15 protein-coding genes and 1 tRNA gene are annotated in these 15,059 nt (G+C 57.0%); 8 read left to right on the top strand and 8 right to left on the bottom strand.

Features of this window, described 5'->3' with window-relative positions:
* Positions 1 to 159: 159 nt before the first annotated feature.
* Positions 160 to 603 (top strand): carboxypeptidase regulatory-like domain-containing protein, encoded by a 444-nt coding sequence (locus tag MMG91_RS10280; protein ID WP_310659513.1) that lies wholly within the window; start codon positions 160 to 162, stop codon positions 601 to 603.
* Positions 604 to 973: 370 nt separating this feature from the next.
* Here MMG91_RS10280 and MMG91_RS10275 read toward each other — a convergent pair whose 3' ends face one another.
* From MMG91_RS10275 to MMG91_RS10245, 7 genes are all read right to left on the bottom strand, one after another.
* Positions 974 to 1,765 carry a TSUP family transporter gene (locus MMG91_RS10275; protein ID WP_305447818.1) on the bottom strand — a complete coding sequence of 264 codons (792 nt, stop codon included), beginning with the start codon at positions 1,763 to 1,765 and terminating at the stop codon, positions 974 to 976.
* 72 nt (positions 1,766 to 1,837) lie between these two features.
* Positions 1,838 to 2,917: a hypothetical protein gene (locus MMG91_RS10270; protein WP_310659512.1), complete on the bottom strand. Its 1,080-nt coding sequence runs from the start codon at positions 2,915 to 2,917 to the stop codon at positions 1,838 to 1,840.
* A gap of 331 nt (positions 2,918 to 3,248) precedes the next feature.
* A tRNA-Phe gene (locus MMG91_RS10265) sits at positions 3,249 to 3,324 on the bottom strand.
* Positions 3,325 to 3,427: 103 nt separating this feature from the next.
* On the bottom strand, positions 3,428 to 3,700 hold the full coding sequence (locus MMG91_RS10260) for an oxidative damage protection protein (RefSeq protein WP_007939458.1): 273 nt from the start codon (positions 3,698 to 3,700) through the stop codon (positions 3,428 to 3,430).
* Positions 3,697 to 4,764, bottom strand: coding sequence for an A/G-specific adenine glycosylase (gene mutY / locus MMG91_RS10255; protein ID WP_310659511.1), 1,068 nt, complete (start codon positions 4,762 to 4,764; stop codon positions 3,697 to 3,699). The genes MMG91_RS10260 and mutY overlap by 4 nt, the downstream gene beginning before the upstream one ends.
* Positions 4,761 to 6,971 (bottom strand): AsmA family protein, encoded by a 2,211-nt coding sequence (locus MMG91_RS10250; RefSeq protein ID WP_310659510.1) that lies wholly within the window; start codon positions 6,969 to 6,971, stop codon positions 4,761 to 4,763. The genes mutY and MMG91_RS10250 overlap by 4 nt, the downstream gene beginning before the upstream one ends.
* A 77-nt stretch (positions 6,972 to 7,048) precedes the next feature.
* Positions 7,049 to 7,453: an acetyl-CoA sensor PanZ family protein gene (locus tag MMG91_RS10245; RefSeq protein WP_310659509.1), complete on the bottom strand. Its 405-nt coding sequence runs from the start codon at positions 7,451 to 7,453 to the stop codon at positions 7,049 to 7,051.
* Between the two features lie 258 nt (positions 7,454 to 7,711).
* Between MMG91_RS10245 and MMG91_RS10240 the strand changes: the two genes are divergently transcribed.
* From MMG91_RS10240 to MMG91_RS10210, 7 genes are all read left to right on the top strand, one after another.
* Positions 7,712 to 9,373, top strand: a complete 1,662-nt coding sequence (locus MMG91_RS10240) for an OFA family MFS transporter (RefSeq protein WP_310659508.1) — start codon at positions 7,712 to 7,714, stop codon at positions 9,371 to 9,373.
* A gap of 193 nt (positions 9,374 to 9,566) precedes the next feature.
* Positions 9,567 to 10,160, top strand: coding sequence for an imidazoleglycerol-phosphate dehydratase HisB (hisB, locus tag MMG91_RS10235; RefSeq protein WP_007939452.1), 594 nt, complete (start codon positions 9,567 to 9,569; stop codon positions 10,158 to 10,160).
* A complete protein-coding gene (hisH, locus tag MMG91_RS10230) occupies positions 10,160 to 10,798 on the top strand; it encodes an imidazole glycerol phosphate synthase subunit HisH (protein ID WP_008068774.1) in 639 nt (212 codons plus the stop codon). Before hisB ends, hisH begins: the two co-directional genes overlap by 1 nt.
* Positions 10,799 to 11,056, top strand: a complete 258-nt coding sequence (locus MMG91_RS10225) for a DUF2164 domain-containing protein (RefSeq protein WP_046045558.1) — start codon at positions 10,799 to 10,801, stop codon at positions 11,054 to 11,056. It begins immediately after the preceding gene.
* A gap of 42 nt (positions 11,057 to 11,098) precedes the next feature.
* Positions 11,099 to 11,836: a 1-(5-phosphoribosyl)-5-[(5-phosphoribosylamino)methylideneamino]imidazole-4-carboxamide isomerase gene (gene hisA, locus MMG91_RS10220; protein WP_305447824.1), complete on the top strand. Its 738-nt coding sequence runs from the start codon at positions 11,099 to 11,101 to the stop codon at positions 11,834 to 11,836.
* Positions 11,837 to 11,845: 9 nt separating this feature from the next.
* Positions 11,846 to 12,616, top strand: a complete 771-nt coding sequence (hisF, locus tag MMG91_RS10215) for an imidazole glycerol phosphate synthase subunit HisF (protein ID WP_084318197.1) — start codon at positions 11,846 to 11,848, stop codon at positions 12,614 to 12,616.
* A 73-nt stretch (positions 12,617 to 12,689) separates the two neighbouring features.
* The gene (locus MMG91_RS10210) at positions 12,690 to 13,445 is read left to right on the top strand and encodes an ABC transporter substrate-binding protein (protein ID WP_310659507.1); all 756 of its coding nucleotides are present in this window, start codon (positions 12,690 to 12,692) and stop codon (positions 13,443 to 13,445) included.
* 38 nt (positions 13,446 to 13,483) lie between these two features.
* On the opposite strand, the gene MMG91_RS10205 is transcribed toward MMG91_RS10210, so the two are convergent.
* Positions 13,484 to 14,902: a trypsin-like serine protease gene (locus tag MMG91_RS10205; RefSeq protein WP_310659506.1), complete on the bottom strand. Its 1,419-nt coding sequence runs from the start codon at positions 14,900 to 14,902 to the stop codon at positions 13,484 to 13,486.
* Positions 14,903 to 15,059: the final 157 nt, after the last annotated feature.

Raw genomic sequence — 15,059 nt, 5'->3', positions numbered from 1 at the left:
TTTTGCAGGACCACGCCGATGACAGAGGCTCCTTGAGGAGCCCATCACGTAGTCCGATTCGCAGTGAGCCCAAGTGCTAATTGATCTAAAACTTGAACATCCGGTAACAAATCTAAAAAGAGTAACGATTGGGTTCTGAGCAACCCGGGAGTCGCCATCATGAAGAACGTCCATTCATTCATGCTGCCCATCGCCGCCGTCGGCGTACTGATGTTTCCAGTCGTGCTTAACGCCGCCAGTCTTGAACCGATCGACAGCGTGCAAGTCCAGCAGCAACAGCAAAACGGAATTACTTACCTGTCCGGGGGGATTGGAGTGGATGAGGCTCGAGCCATTCAACAAGCGCAGGGCTACAACCTGCACATGACTTTCTCCATCGGGGCAGAGGGCAAATATGTTCCGGATGTAAATCTGGTCATTCAAAAAGACTCGGGGCAACCCGTGCTGACGCTGAGCGAAGCCGGCCCGTTGGTTTATGTTCAGCTGCCACCTGGCAAGTACACCGTCGTCGCGACACGCAATGGTGAGGAACGGCGTGATACGGCGGAGGTAGGAAGTGGTGCCGCTCGCAATCTTGTCTTCCATTGGGGGAGTGAAAACTAACGGAGGCAGCTTTTGCGCCTTGGCTTGGGCTGAATTCCCGATTTGAATCAGTCGTAACGCCCCTACAGGGGGGGCAATGCCAAGGCTCAGAAGCTGAGCGGGCGATGCACATTACTTCTGGCTCAGAGCTCACATCCCTTGTCATCCAGATCGGTGAGTGTTGCGCCACCGTTTTCGGGTGTTCCTCTCAATGCATTGCGAGGCGGGTCTGACGGCAAGGAGGGATGTGAGTCGAGGTTGTCCCGAATGCAGAACGATCATCCCTGTGTACAAGCGCAACGTGCCGCTGTTTAAGCCCTCTGCGTGTAGGAGCAAGTCGTAGAAGATAGCCGGAAACCGAGCCCGCAAAATCCCAGCGCCGCGCCGGTACTCACAGCGAAGCCAACGATTCAAGGACCGCGACGCGCAAGGGATTGCTTTCTACGCTCAGCAGCTTGATGGCTAAGGCGCAGCAGACCACGATCAACATGGGTTTAATCAACCGTGGACCGACGCGAACAGCGGCTCGTGCACCCAATTGAGCGCCGATGAAGGCCGCCAGAGCCATGGCTATGGCAATCGGCCAAATAATCACACCCTTGGTAATGAAGACCGACAAAGAACCCAGGTTGCATGAGGCGTTGGCAAGTTTGGTAAAACTCATGGCCCGCATCATGCCCAAGCCGCAGAGAAGTACAAAACCGACAATAAAGAAAGAGCCCACACCGGGGCCAAATATACCGTCGTAAAAGCCCAGGATCGGCGCCACGGTAAACGAAAAAAGCAGAATACCAATTCTCTTGCGTCGATCTTCATTGGCCAGCTTTGGTGAGAGCGCAAAATAGATAGCCACCAGAATCAGCATGATAGGCACGCAAACTTCCAGATAGCGCTTATCAATAGAGCTGACCAGCAAGGCACCACTGGCGCCACCCATAAATCCGCAGATCACCAGGAAACGGCCTTCGCGCCACTCGATCATTCCTTTGCGAGCAAAGGTTACAGTGGCCGAAACAGTTGCCGAAGCGGCCTGAAACTTGTTCGTTGCAATTGCACTGATCGGATCTACACCGGCCAGAAACAATGCAGGTAAGGTGATCAAGCCTCCACCACCGGCAATCGCATCAAAAAAACCGGCGAAAAAAGCGACAAGCGCCAACATGCCTATTAAATCCCAAGACATTGCATTCCCTCTTTCTAGTTATTGGCCAGTAATCACATGATTGGTCCTTCCGCAGCTTGAACGCTTAAAAAATCAGCCCTGCAGCAGTAGCGGGTCCTCTGAAATAACGACGGGGGAAGAAAATTTTGAAAGCCCGAAAATACGTACCAGGACTCGTCTGTTGTCTTTAATGACATCGCGACAGTGCAGAGAGCGGACGTTATTGATGACCATGGCTGACGCTTGAGTCAGTGTGTACTCGACTGGAGTTGCTTCGCTTACCCCCTGGCAAAGGGCGGCATAGGCCGTTTTGACAAAATTCGAGGCTTTGTCATTGACCGAAAAGCGATACGAGTTGAAGCGGGCTGCGACCCCGACCTTGTCGTCAAACTCCAGAATCGAAACGTTGCGACCATCTTCCCCTTTGCCACTGACAAAGGAGTCGCTACGAGTGAATTGAAAGTTGCCCGTGGTCAGTGCGAGGCAGTGGCTAACGCCAATTTTTTCCAGCAGGGGAGGCAGCGGAATAACCCGCGTAGGTTCCAGGCTCGGGTTCCACAAGGCGGAAAGAATGAGCGACGACGGAGAGGGCGAGTGCCCGTCTTTTGCGTTCACGGCGCACCAGTAAGGCGCCTCGGTATGCGGGCCAAGCGCGAGGCCGGAATGGGAGCTCAGTTCGTTGATGTCAGGCTCGGCATTGATTTTGACGAGTCCGCCACCCTTGAAGTTGGCTACCAATCGAACCAGCTTTCCTTCGTTGTCCATGTCATAGGCAAAGGAACTGTTATCCACCAGTTTCAACAAGATCTGATTACGTGCGGCCAGGCAAAGGACGTCGTATCGATTTTCCAGGGATGGCAGGTCTGGTAGTTCATTTGGAGGGCTGCCATCGGTGATTTTTTGCAGCCCTTCAAAGATCAACGCGCAAACAAGGCCATTAGAGTACGCCGCCAGCAGTTGGCATTGGTCTTTCGAAAACGAGGACTTTAATTCTGTGGCTGCCAGAGAGGCTTTGGACTTGGCTCCTGGTGCCTGCGGCCCGCCGATGGCGGCCAGTTCTTCGGCGAACGTGTGAAGCCGTGTTGATTGCCGGGTATCAAAGCTGAAAATTCTGATGTCCTGTTCAGTAAGAAACTCAGCGTTTTCGACATCTCGTTTGATGGCGTCAGTCATTACCCTACATCCCTGTTGTGTATCTGCTCTCGGTTATGCGGCAGCTTCTCTCACGATTCTGCCCAATCCGATGATCAGCGTATGTCATCCATTTCCGTTAAAGCATACGGAGCGTTCCGACAAGCCCGAGAGACTGCGAGAGGGGTCGTTCACCAATGCTTGACGCTACTCGGGGCTCGGCTTCGGAAGGCGTTGGAGGCGCTTGCTGGCGTAGCGCCAGGAGGTGGGGGTTGATGCTTCGTTCGGCGCTTCGAGGGTGACTGGAACAGTGTCTCATCAAATTCCAGGCATAAAAAAACCCTGAATCTTGCGATTCAGGGTTTTCGGTATTTGGTGCCCAGAGACGGAATCGAACCGCCGACACGGGGATTTTCAATCCCCTGCTCTACCGACTGAGCTATCTGGGCAACGGGGCGCATTAAACTGGTTTTTCAGGGGGTCGTCAAGAAAGTTTTCAAAAAAATTTTAATTATTACCGTCGCTTACGTGCCGACCCCGGATTTTGATCAATTATTGAGCAGGCGGAACGTAGCCTTCAGCCTTGGCGTATTCCTCGCCGGAAAAGAACTTGTCCATCTCGCCTTGAAGATATTTGCGGTCTTCGGCGTTCATCATGTTCAGGCGTTTTTCGTTGATCAGCAGGGTCTGGTGTTTCTGCCAGTCGGCCCAGGCCTTGGCCGAGACGTGGTCAAAAATGTCCTGACCTTTTGCACCCGGAAATGGAGCGCGCTCCAGGGCGGGCAATTCTTCTTTGTACTTGCGGCACATGATGGTGCGGGTCATGACGACTCTCCTGCGTTCAATACGGCGGCCGCGCGTTCGAGCAAGGTTTTGACCGGGGCGGCAAGGCCCAGGCGCGGCGGGGTGGCGAGGTTATACCAGAGCCAGTCGGCCTCGGCCACGTGATGGCCGGCCTCCTGGACCTGAACCAGCCAGGGTTCGATGGATAATTGAAAGTGGCTGAACGTGTGCACCAGGCTCGGCAGTGCCTGTTGGCTGCCCAGTTCCAGCGAGTGCTGCGAAGCCAGATGCTGAAGGTCGTCGAGGTCGTCGAGTTCCGGCAGGCTCCAGAGACCGCCCCACAGGCCCGTGGAAGGGCGACGGTAAAGCAGAATCGCCCCTTCGCCGTTGGCGAGCATCGGCATCAGCGTGCGCTTCTGTGGCACGGCTTTACGCGGTTTGGGGATCGGGTAACGGGTTTCCAGACCAAGCATGTGCGCCTCGCAACCCTTTTCCAGCGGGCAGAGCAGGCAGCTCGGTTTGCTGCGGGTGCAGAGCGTGGCGCCCAGGTCCATCATCGCCTGGGTGTAGGCGTTGACCCGATCATGTGGCGTGAAGCTTTCAGCGTTGGCCCACAGCTGTTTGGCAACCTTGGGCTCGCCCGGATACCCCTCTTGCGCGGTAAAACGCGCCAGCACGCGTTTGACGTTGCCATCGAGGATCGGCGCCCGCAGGCCCATGCTCAGGCTGGCAATCGCGCCGGCGGTGGACAGGCCGATACCCGGCAGGTCGGTGAGCTTTTCCACATCACGGGGAAACTCGCCGCCATATTCGGCAACGACAATCTTCGCGGTCTTCTGCAAGTTGCGCGCGCGGGTGTAGTAACCGAGGCCGGTCCACAGGTGCAGCACTTCGTCTTCCGGCGCGGCGGCCAGAGCTTCGACCGTCGGCAGCGAGGCCATGAAACGGTCGAAGTAGTTCAGCACAGTGCTGACCTGGGTTTGCTGCAACATGATTTCCGAGACCCACACCCGGTAAGGGGTGATGCCCTGTTGCCAAGGCAAATCGTGGCGGCCGTGGCGGTCGTACCAGTCCAGCACCGCCGTTGAAAACTGCTCGGCTCTCATCGCTTGAACAGCCCCTTGAGCGCGTTTTTCAGTTCCGGGCTGACTTTATCGCCAAGCTTCTCGTCGATTTTTTCGCTGATCCGCTCGCCAGCCAGTTTGCTCGCGACTTGTCCCATGCGTTCGTTATCGACGCGGCAAGCCTTGGCGCCCAGTTCCAGCGGGCCACGGCAGCGCAGCGGCCACTCGATGCCGACGAAGCGTTCGCTGACTTGGCAGGCAGGGTCCGGCATGTCGCTCTTGTCGCCTTCGACGATCACGCCGACGCGGTAATCCATGCCCAGCACCCGCAGGTCGATGTCGCCGTTACCGTTGACGGTCATGCCCGGAATGCGCACTTTCAGATCGGGGTTATTGGCCACGCCGTTGTGGAAGGTCAGGTTGCCCTTGAGCTCTTCAAACGGTGTGTCCTTGCCCCGTGGCTCGCCCGTGAGGGTTTTGCGATTCAGGGTGGCGATGCCTTTGCACAGTTGCTGCTCAAGGTTGGCATTGAGCAGCACGCCGTTGTTGATGACGAAACTGGCCTTGCCGTTGAGGTTATCGATCAGCACGCTCTGGCTATTGCCGCTGCTGGTCAGCGCGCTATCGAGCGTCACCAGCCCTTGGACCGGTGGATTTTTCCCTTGGCTTTCGAGGATTTTTTCGACGGGGACTTTGTTGATGCGCGTCTGCATGTTCAGTGCCGGTACTTGCTGGCGGACATCCAGGGTACCTTTGGCTTCGAAGTCGCCGTCGTACAGATTGCCGCGCAGACTCTCCAGCGTCAGCAGGCCGCCTTGGCCTGTGGCCTTGAGTGCAGCATTCTGAATCGGCAGTTTGTCGAGGGTCAGCTGGCCGAAGGTCAGGTCGGCGTTCACGTCGAGTTTGCTCAGACGCTCCACCGGCAACAGACGCTCGGTGCTCCACGGGCCTTTGGTCGGTGAGGGTGGCAGCGGTGAACTGCCCGCGCCAGCCATCGCCTCACTCTCGGTGCTGGCCACTTCGGCCTGACGCACCTGCTTCGCGCTGTTGGCTTCGGCGGATTTTGGCGGCAAGTAACGATCGACGTTGAAGGTGTCAGCCTTGAGGTTCACTCGTAGAGATTGCCTGGCGAAGTCCTCGACAGCGATGCGGCCGCTGAACGTGCTGTCGTCGAGTTTCAGGGTGAGACTATCGAGGGACAGACTGGTCGGCGTGGCGGCAACTTGGCTCACCAGCTCAACTTTGCTCAGGCTGCCCTCGGCCATCGCCGGGAGTTTCTGGCCGATGCTGTCGACGAATTTCGCCAGATCGAATTGAGCAATCGACAGGCCGCCGCTGATTTGCGGGGTCTTGTCGAGGTCGTTGGCCTTCAGTTCACCCAAGGCGCGCAGCTGGTTGGCGGAGATTTTGATGCCGGTCCATTCGGCAACGTTGGCGGCCTTGTCCAGCAGCAGCTGGCCTTGAGCGGCGAAGGTCATGGTCTTGCCTTGCAGCGGATCACCAGCGACTTCGCCGGAGAGTTTCATGTCTTCGAATTTGTAGCGCTGCAGCGCACGCTCGAAACGCAACTCGCCGGCCAGCTCGGTGCGCACCCGCAGAACCGGTTGGTTGGTACCGAGGAACGCGGTGAGTTTGACCGGGATGTTGGTCGAGTCATGTACCGGGCCAGTGCTCAGCTGGATGCTTTCGGCGCTGAACTGCTTGCCGGTTTTCTCGTCGCTGTATTCAACGCGGGCGTTGTTGACGGTCAGGCTGTCGATGTCCAGGCGGATCGGCTGGGACGGTTTTTCTGCCTGCGCGGTAGTCGTTGGCGCAGGTTCGCCGGTAGCGGCGGGCGGCGTGGCCGGGGCCTTGCCGATGTCTTCCCAGTTGCCGTGGCCGTTCTTGTCGCGATTCAGGCGCAGGTTCAGGCCTTCGACGCGAACATCGCTCATCTGCACTTCGCGGCGCAGCAACGGAATCACGCGGACTGACAGGCCGAGCATCTGCAAGTCAGCAAACGGCTCGGTTGGCTTGGCCAGGGTCGCAACACTGGCTTCGTGCAATTCAAGGCCCAGCCAGGGAAACAGGCTCCAGCCGATATCGCCATTGAGCGTCAGCTCGATGTGGGCCTTGTCGCGGGCAATCTGGCGAATCTCGTCTTTGTAGTCGTTGGGATCGAAGAGGTGGGTCAGGGCAAAGCCCAGCGCCACAATGATCAGCAACAGCCCGAGAAGTACCAGACCCAGGATTTTGCCGAACGCTTTCATGGGCGAGTCCTTGTATTAGTCGAATTCGAAATTTAGCCGGGGAGTATAGCGCTCCGAAGTGGCTGACCGGTCAGCGATCACATCGGGAGCTCATCCAGCGCTACCTTCAGCTTAGCCGCCAGCGCTTGAGCTTCTAGGTGCCCGGCAGGCGCCAACAGCCGCAATGTCGCGCCTGATTGCGACGCCATTTTCTGCGCTTCGTTCACCAGACGCTCGGCGACGCCGCGACGACGGGTGATTTTTCGTACGCATAAGTGGGACAAATGCCAGACGTCCTGGTGCTGTTGCAAACGTGCCGCACCCAACAGCCGATCGTTGAAGCGTCCTGCGATCAGCGAACCGTCCTGCAGGCAGTCTTCGATCAGCTGCATCTCCCCAGTGAATGGCGAAAACAGCCAGTCCGGGGCGTCGCGGTAGATCTTCTGCAGATCTTGCTGATCCTGATATGTGGCTTGGTTCAGCAGTTCGACAATGATCGGCATGGTGCTTCCTTTGAAAAGTTAATCCGCGTGAAAACATTTTGTTGCGGTTGTACGAGAACAGACGACATACAAAAAGGTGATATCAGTTTGGTTTTTCTGTCACGTGCAAATGGTAACCTCTGCCCGTTCGTCCGTCCCTTCTGCGGCGTGATGTCGCACCAAAATGGAGCTTCACCTAAAAAACAGTCATGCCTGCGTGCATTAAGGCTGGGGGTGAAGAACGGCTGGCGAACAATACTAATAATTGGGGGAAACACCATGACCACGAGCATCACGGCGGACGGCTTTGCCGACCAGCCCGCGTTCCTGTCCAAGGAACGCATCATCGCCAAGCCCGGTTTTAACCGTTGGCTGGTACCACCGGCCGCGCTGGCCATCCACCTGTGCATCGGCATGGCTTACGGCTTTTCGGTGTTCTGGTTGCCGTTGTCCAAAGCCCTGGGCGTCACCAAAGCCGTGACTTGCGCGCCGGACATGAGCTTCATCGCTCAGGTCTTTTCATCGCAATGCGACTGGCCGATCTCGATGCTTGGCTGGATCTACACCCTGTTCTTCATCTTCCTCGGCTGCTCGGCAGCAATCTGGGGCGGCTGGCTGGAACACGCAGGTCCTCGCAAGGCCGGTGTTGTGTCGGCACTGTGCTGGTGTGGCGGTCTGCTGATTTCGGCGCTGGGGGTCTATACCCACCAGATCTGGCTGATGTGGATAGGCTCCGGGGTCATTGGCGGTATTGGCCTGGGCCTGGGTTACATCTCGCCGGTCTCGACCCTGATCAAGTGGTTCCCGGACAAACGCGGCATGGCCACAGGCATGGCGATCATGGGCTTCGGTGGCGGCGCGATGGTTGGTGCTCCACTGGCTGCAGCGCTGATGGGCCACTTCGCTTCGCCGACCAGCGTGGGCGTATGGCAGAGCTTCCTGGTAATGGCTGCGATCTACTTCGTGTTCATGATCGGTGGAGCGCTGTCTTACCGCGTTCCGCCAACCGGCTGGAAGCCTGAAGGCTGGACTGCTCCGGCGAAAAAAGCCTCGAACGCGATGATCACTCACCGTCACGTCCATGTGAACGTGGCGTGGAAAACCCCGCAATTCCGTCTGGTGTGGCTGGTGCTGTGCCTGAACGTTTCGGCGGGTATCGGCATCCTCGGTATGGCTTCGCCGCTGTTGCAGGAGGTCTTCGCCGGTAAATTGCTGGGCACCGACCAGACGTTTGGTCAGCTGGATGCCGGGCAACTGGCCTCGATCGCAGCGATTGCGGCCGGTTTCACCGGTTTGCTGAGCCTGTTCAACATCGGGGGCCGGTTCTTCTGGGCTTCGTTCTCGGACTACCTGGGCCGCAAAAACACTTATTTCGTGTTCTTCGCCCTCGGTTTCGCGCTGTACGCGCTGATCCCGAACCTCGGTCATCTGGGTAGCGTTGCGCTGTTCGTGGCGGCGTTCTGCATCATCCTGTCGATGTACGGCGGTGGTTTTGCGACGGTTCCTGCGTATCTCGCGGACCTGTTCGGTACGCAAATGGTCGGCGCGATCCACGGTCGTCTGCTGACGGCGTGGGCGGCGGCGGGTGTGTTGGGGCCGGTGCTGGTGAACTACCTGCGTGAATATCAGCTGAGCATCGGCGTTGAACGTGCCGCGGCTTACGACATCACGCTGTACATTCTCGCGGGCCTGCTGGTGCTGGGCTTCCTGTGCAACCTGATGGTTCGCCCGGTGGCCGACAAGTATTTCATGACCGACGCCGAACTGGCGGCCGAACAGGCGTTGGGCCACGACAAGGGTGCTGACGCCAGCACCGTGCTGGAGTGGAAAGCGGATGCGGGCACCAAGCCGTTGGCGGTGGCTGCGTGGTTGGTGGTGGGCATTCCGTTGGCCTGGGGTGTTTGGGTGACGCTGCAGAAAACGGCTGTCCTTTTCCACTAAGTTCCCCGTAACGGATCGCTCCCACGCTCTGCGTAGGAGCGATCAGTGGTCCCGGGATGCTTGTACTGACATGTCTATCCCCGACAGCAGGGGATTCACTCCGTCAGTCATATCACCTCCCGTGTTTCTGTTTCCCGCCCGCGACCCTATAATGGCTGCCTTTTTCGCCCCAATGATTTTTGCGGAGCTGGTGATGGCCGAACGTATGGCGTCTGTCGAGCGCGACACTCTGGAAACCCAGATCAAAGCCTCGATCAACCTGGATGGCACCGGAAAGGCCCGATTTGATATCGGTGTACCTTTTCTTGAGCACATGCTGGACCAGATCGCCCGTCACGGGCTGATCGACCTGGATATTGTCAGCAAGGGCGACCTGCATATCGACGACCACCACACGGTGGAAGACGTTGGTATCACCCTGGGTCAGGCCTTCACCAAAGCCATCGGCGACAAGAAAGGCATCCGTCGCTACGGCCACGCCTACGTGCCGCTCGATGAAGCGCTGTCGCGTGTGGTGATCGACTTCTCCGGCCGCCCTGGCCTGCAAATGCATGTTCCTTATACCCGCGCGACCGTCGGCGGTTTCGACGTTGACCTGTTCCAGGAATTTTTCCAGGGCTTCGTCAACCACGCGAACGTCACCCTGCACATCGACAATCTGCGTGGGCACAACACCCACCACCAGATCGAAACCGTGTTCAAGGCTTTCGGCCGTGCCCTGCGCATGGCCGTGGAGCTGGATGACCGCATGGCCGGGCAAATGCCGTCGACCAAAGGCGTTCTGTAATGCAGACGGTCGCGGTTATCGATTACGGCATGGGCAACCTGCACTCGGTGGCCAAGGCCCTCGAGCACGTCGGTGCCGGCAAGGTCTTGATCACCAGCGATGCCGACGTGATTCGCGAAGCCGACCGGGTGGTATTCCCCGGCGTCGGCGCGATTCGTGATTGCATGGCGGAGATCCGTCGCCTGGGCTTCGACTCGCTGGTGCGTGAAGTCAGCCAGGACCGCCCGTTCCTCGGCATCTGCGTGGGCATGCAAGCCTTGCTCGACAGCAGTGAAGAGAACAACGGCGTGGACTGCATTGGCCTGTTCCCGGGCCAGGTGAAGTTCTTCGGCAAAGATCTGCACGAAGACGGCGAACACCTGAAAGTCCCGCACATGGGCTGGAACGAAGTGAAGCAAACGGTAGAACACCCGCTGTGGCACAACATTCCGGACCTGGCGCGTTTCTACTTCGTGCACAGCTACTACATCGCTGCCGGCAATGCGCGGCAGGTGGTGGGTAGCGGTCACTACGGTGTTGATTTCGCCGCTGCGCTGGCCGACGGCTCGCGTTTCGCCGTGCAGTTTCACCCGGAGAAGAGCCATACCCATGGCCTGCAATTGCTGCAGAACTTCGCCGCGTGGGATGGTCGCTGGTAAATGGCTGCCAAAAAGAAGCCGCCGATCCTGACCCTCACTCCCGAGCAGGAGAACGAGGCCAATCACAAGATCAAACGCTTCATGGAGGATCGCTTCGAGCTGGACCTGGGTTCGTTCGAAGCGGCTGAAATCCTTGAGCTGTTTACCCGCGAAATTGCTCCGCACTATTACAACAGGGCGATTTTCGATGTGCAGACGCACCTCAAAGAGAGGTTCGAAAGCATCGAAAGCGACCTGTGGGCGCTCGAGAAAAACTGATTTCCGAGCGAAGCTGAATACTCGAATTTGAAGGTTTGCCAGATGCTGATTATTCCCGCTATCGATCTCAAAGACGGTGCCTGTGTTCGTCTGCGCCAGGGCCGCATGGAAGATTCCACGGTGTTCTCCGATGACCCGGTGAGCATGGCTGCCAAGTGGGTGGAAGGCGGTTGCCGCCGTCTGCATCTGGTCGACCTGAACGGTGCTTTCGAAGGTCAGCCGGTCAACGGCGAAGTAGTTACCGCCATCGCCAAGCGCTACCCGAATCTGCCGATTCAGATCGGCGGCGGTATCCGTTCCCTGGAAACCATTGAACACTACGTGAAAGCGGGCGTGAGCTACGTGATCATCGGCACCAAAGCCGTGAAAGATCCGGCTTTCGTTGCTGAAGCCTGCCGCGCGTTCCCGGGCAAAGTGATCGTCGGTCTGGACGCCAAGGACGGTTTTGTCGCCACCGACGGCTGGGCTGAAATCAGCACCATTCAGGTGATTGACCTGGCCAGGCAATTCGAAGCCGACGGCGTATCCGCGATCGTTTATACCGACATCGCCAAAGACGGCATGATGCAGGGCTGCAACGTTTCATACACTGCCGCCCTGGCCGCGGCGACGAAGATTCCGGTGATCGCGTCCGGCGGTATTCACAACCTGGGTGACATCAAGTCGCTGCTCGACGCCAAGGCGCCAGGCATCATCGGCGCCATCACCGGCCGGGCGATTTACGAAGGCACCCTCGATGTCGCGCAAGCGCAAGCTTTCTGCGATTCGTACAAAGGCTGAGGACTCACCATGGCGCTGGCCAAACGCATCATCCCTTGCCTGGACGTGGATAACGGCCGGGTGGTCAAGGGCGTCAAGTTCGAGAACATTCGCGATGCCGGTGATCCGGTGGAAATCGCCCGTCGCTACGATGAGCAGGGTGCCGACGAGATTACCTTTCTCGACATCACCGCCAGCGTCGACGGTCGCGACACCACGCTGCATACCGTCGAACGCATGGCCAGCCAGGTGTTCATCCCGCTGACCGTGGGTGGCGGCGTGCGTACCGTGCAGGACATTCGCAACTTGCTCAATGCCGGTGCGGACAAGGTTTCGATCAACACCGCTGCGGTGTTCAACCCGGAATTCGTCGGCGAAGCGGCTCAGCATTTCGGCTCGCAATGCATTGTCGTCGCCATCGACGCGAAGAAAGTTTCGGGTCCGGGCGAAATCCCGCGCTGGGAAATCTTCACCCACGGTGGTCGCAAGCCAACCGGCCTCGACGCCGTTGAGTGGGCGAAGAAGATGGAAGGCCTCGGTGCCGGTGAAATCCTGCTGACCAGCATGGATCAGGACGGCATGAAAAACGGCTTTGACCTGGGCGTCACCCGCGCCATCAGCGATGCGCTGGGGATTCCGGTGATCGCGTCCGGCGGTGTCGGCAACTTGCAGCACTTGGCCGACGGCATCCTCGAGGGCCACGCCAGCGCGGTGCTGGCAGCGAGTATTTTCCACTTCGGCGAATACACCGTGCAGGAAGCCAAGGCCTACATGGCTCATCGCGGCATCGTGATGCGCTAAACACTACAGGCCAGTGGACAGTATGGCGGGCTCAAGGCACTCTTGAGCACGCCATGGATTCCGGTAGCCCGACATGCTTAAACGTCTTCTGCTTGTCCTCGCCAGCGCCTCTTTGTTGTTTATCAACGGAGCCCGCGCCGAAGAAAGTCCCGCCACCAACCTGGTGCTGCTGACTGAAAACTTCCCGCCATACAACATGGCGAAGAACGGCAAAAATTTCGCTCAGGACGAGAACATCAACGGCATCGCCGTGGACATCATTCGTGAGATGTTCAAGCGCGCGGGCATGACCTACAGCCTGACGCTGCGTTTTCCGTGGGAGCGCATCTACAAGCTTGCTCTGGAGAAACCGGGTTATGGCGTGTTCGTGATGGCGCGTTTGCCGGACCGCGAAAAGCTGTTCAAATGGGTCGGTCCGATTGGTCCGGATGACTGGATCATGCTGGCCAAGGCTGACAGCAAGATCAGTCTTGAAACGCTGGATGACGCCCGCAAGTTCAAGATCGGCGCGTACAAGGGCGACGCGATCGCCGAGACACTGACCAAACAGGGTCTCAAGCCCATTGTCGTGCTACGTGATCAAGATAACGCGAAGAAGCTTGCCAGCGGCCAGATCGACCTGTGGGCAACGGGTGATCCGGCCGGACGCTATCTGGCCCGTCAGGACGGTGTGGTCGGACTTAAAACCGTGCTGCGTTTCAACAGCGCCGAGCTTTACCTGGCGCTGAACAAGGAGGTGCCAGATGAAGTGGTGGCCAGACTTCAGGCGGCGTTGGATCAACTGCGCAAGGAAGGCGTGGTGGACGACATCATGGCACGATATCTCTGATACGCCGGTTGGTGAAATTTTGTTCCCTATAGAAAGTCTTATCGAGCTCTAGTGGGGGGCGTTACCAAATCAAATCGCGTTGCCGAGGGTTGCAGCTCTGATTCATTGCTGGCGTAGCTACATACTTTCAAAGGACTGTCTGGAGGCAGCATTTCGAACTCCGCTGCTTTCTTGTACCGTTCGTCACGGACGTCGGCACAGGGCGTGCTATCGATGCTCGTTGAATAGAAAAAATGCGAGCTGAAATCAGGATATGCACCTTCCCATTGCATCGATGTAAAGTTTTTAGTATGGCCAAACGCTGGTTCAGGAGCAGGCTCTGCAAGATGGGCAGCGTGGGTGAAAGTATTTTTCAGCAATAGAGTTGTCAATTTTTGTTCTTTCGAGCGTACACCTATTATGCACAGTACATGCATGCGCGTTTCGGGACCTACAGAATCGTTAATATGGCCATTTGTAGCGCTGATGGCGGCGCTATAGTTTTCTGGTTTCTCGCAATTGAGGGCGTCTCGCACAGCCTTGTATCGGTAATATGGAGTATCGATATTGAATGAAAAATTCCATGTTGGCATTGTTTCACTGCCCAAATAGTCCATTTCAGGCCGAAGTTTGGTTCTTAGAAATAAGCTCTCGAAGTCGACGTTCACGTTGATTTGTTGTAAGTCGCAGGTTGCAGTGCCATTGCTGAATATTCCATTTATGAAACAGCTTGATAAAAACGCGGGTGAAAAACCGTAATGGCGTTCGGAAACAATACTCGTTATTTGGTTTGTTCGCCGATCAACCATTGGGCTACCGGAGCTCCCGTAATCCAAATCCTTGCACTCGTTCACTAACCCTCCGGGAAATGCGGGCGGTATGCCAGAGATAGTCCTGGACACTTCCTGGGTACAGGCACTCAAGCGTAAGGTCTTGGTGGTGAAGGTGCCGGGTGCACCGACATTGAGCACGTCATGAGAGAAGAAGGGGGGCGTGGGTGAAATTTTGAGAGGCATGATCTGGTCTTGCAATAATGCCGACAGAGGCTTCTCAAGCTCGAGTACCGCTAGATCTGTTCCTAGCATGCTTGTCCAGATTGCCGTGCGGACTTTGTATGTTTTGTGATTGGATACCGTGTCCTGAAAATAATTGAAAGTTACGTTTGCATTGAACTTGTGATTCAGCTTTGAAGTACCGTATTCAGCTAGTACGCAATGGCCGGCAGTGATTACATAGGCGGGCGCAGTATTCGTCCAGCCGGAATCTCTGGTGTCAATAAGAGCTGCGGTGCAAGTACCGTTAGGCATATTCAAGAGGCCAATTCCAGTCCAGCGTGAATACCGGTTGTCACTGTTTGTTAACGGTTTGGCAGGGGAACCGTTTTTTAAGTTGTCTCCGATATCAGTTTGTGCGGCTTCGGCGAACAAAAAGAAGTGACTGATCAGGTTAATTATCAAAGTGATATGTTTGAATTTCATTTGCCATCCTTGGCGATAGATGTTTGTGGTTGCAGGGGGGGCAGACGCGAATGTCTGCTGTGTGATTTATAGCATCGAGCTAGGGTGATGATTTATTCGCAGGGGCAGGTGGTACATATTTATATAGTCGGCCGCAGCGCAATGGCGGACTCCAATC

The sequence above is a fragment of the Pseudomonas sp. JL3 genome (genome assembly GCF_031570575.1).
Lineage (GTDB): Bacteria > Pseudomonadota > Gammaproteobacteria > Pseudomonadales > Pseudomonadaceae > Aquipseudomonas > Aquipseudomonas cucumis.
The sequence above is the reverse complement of the archived record's forward strand: the minus strand, read 5'-3'. Positions and strand labels throughout refer to the sequence as shown.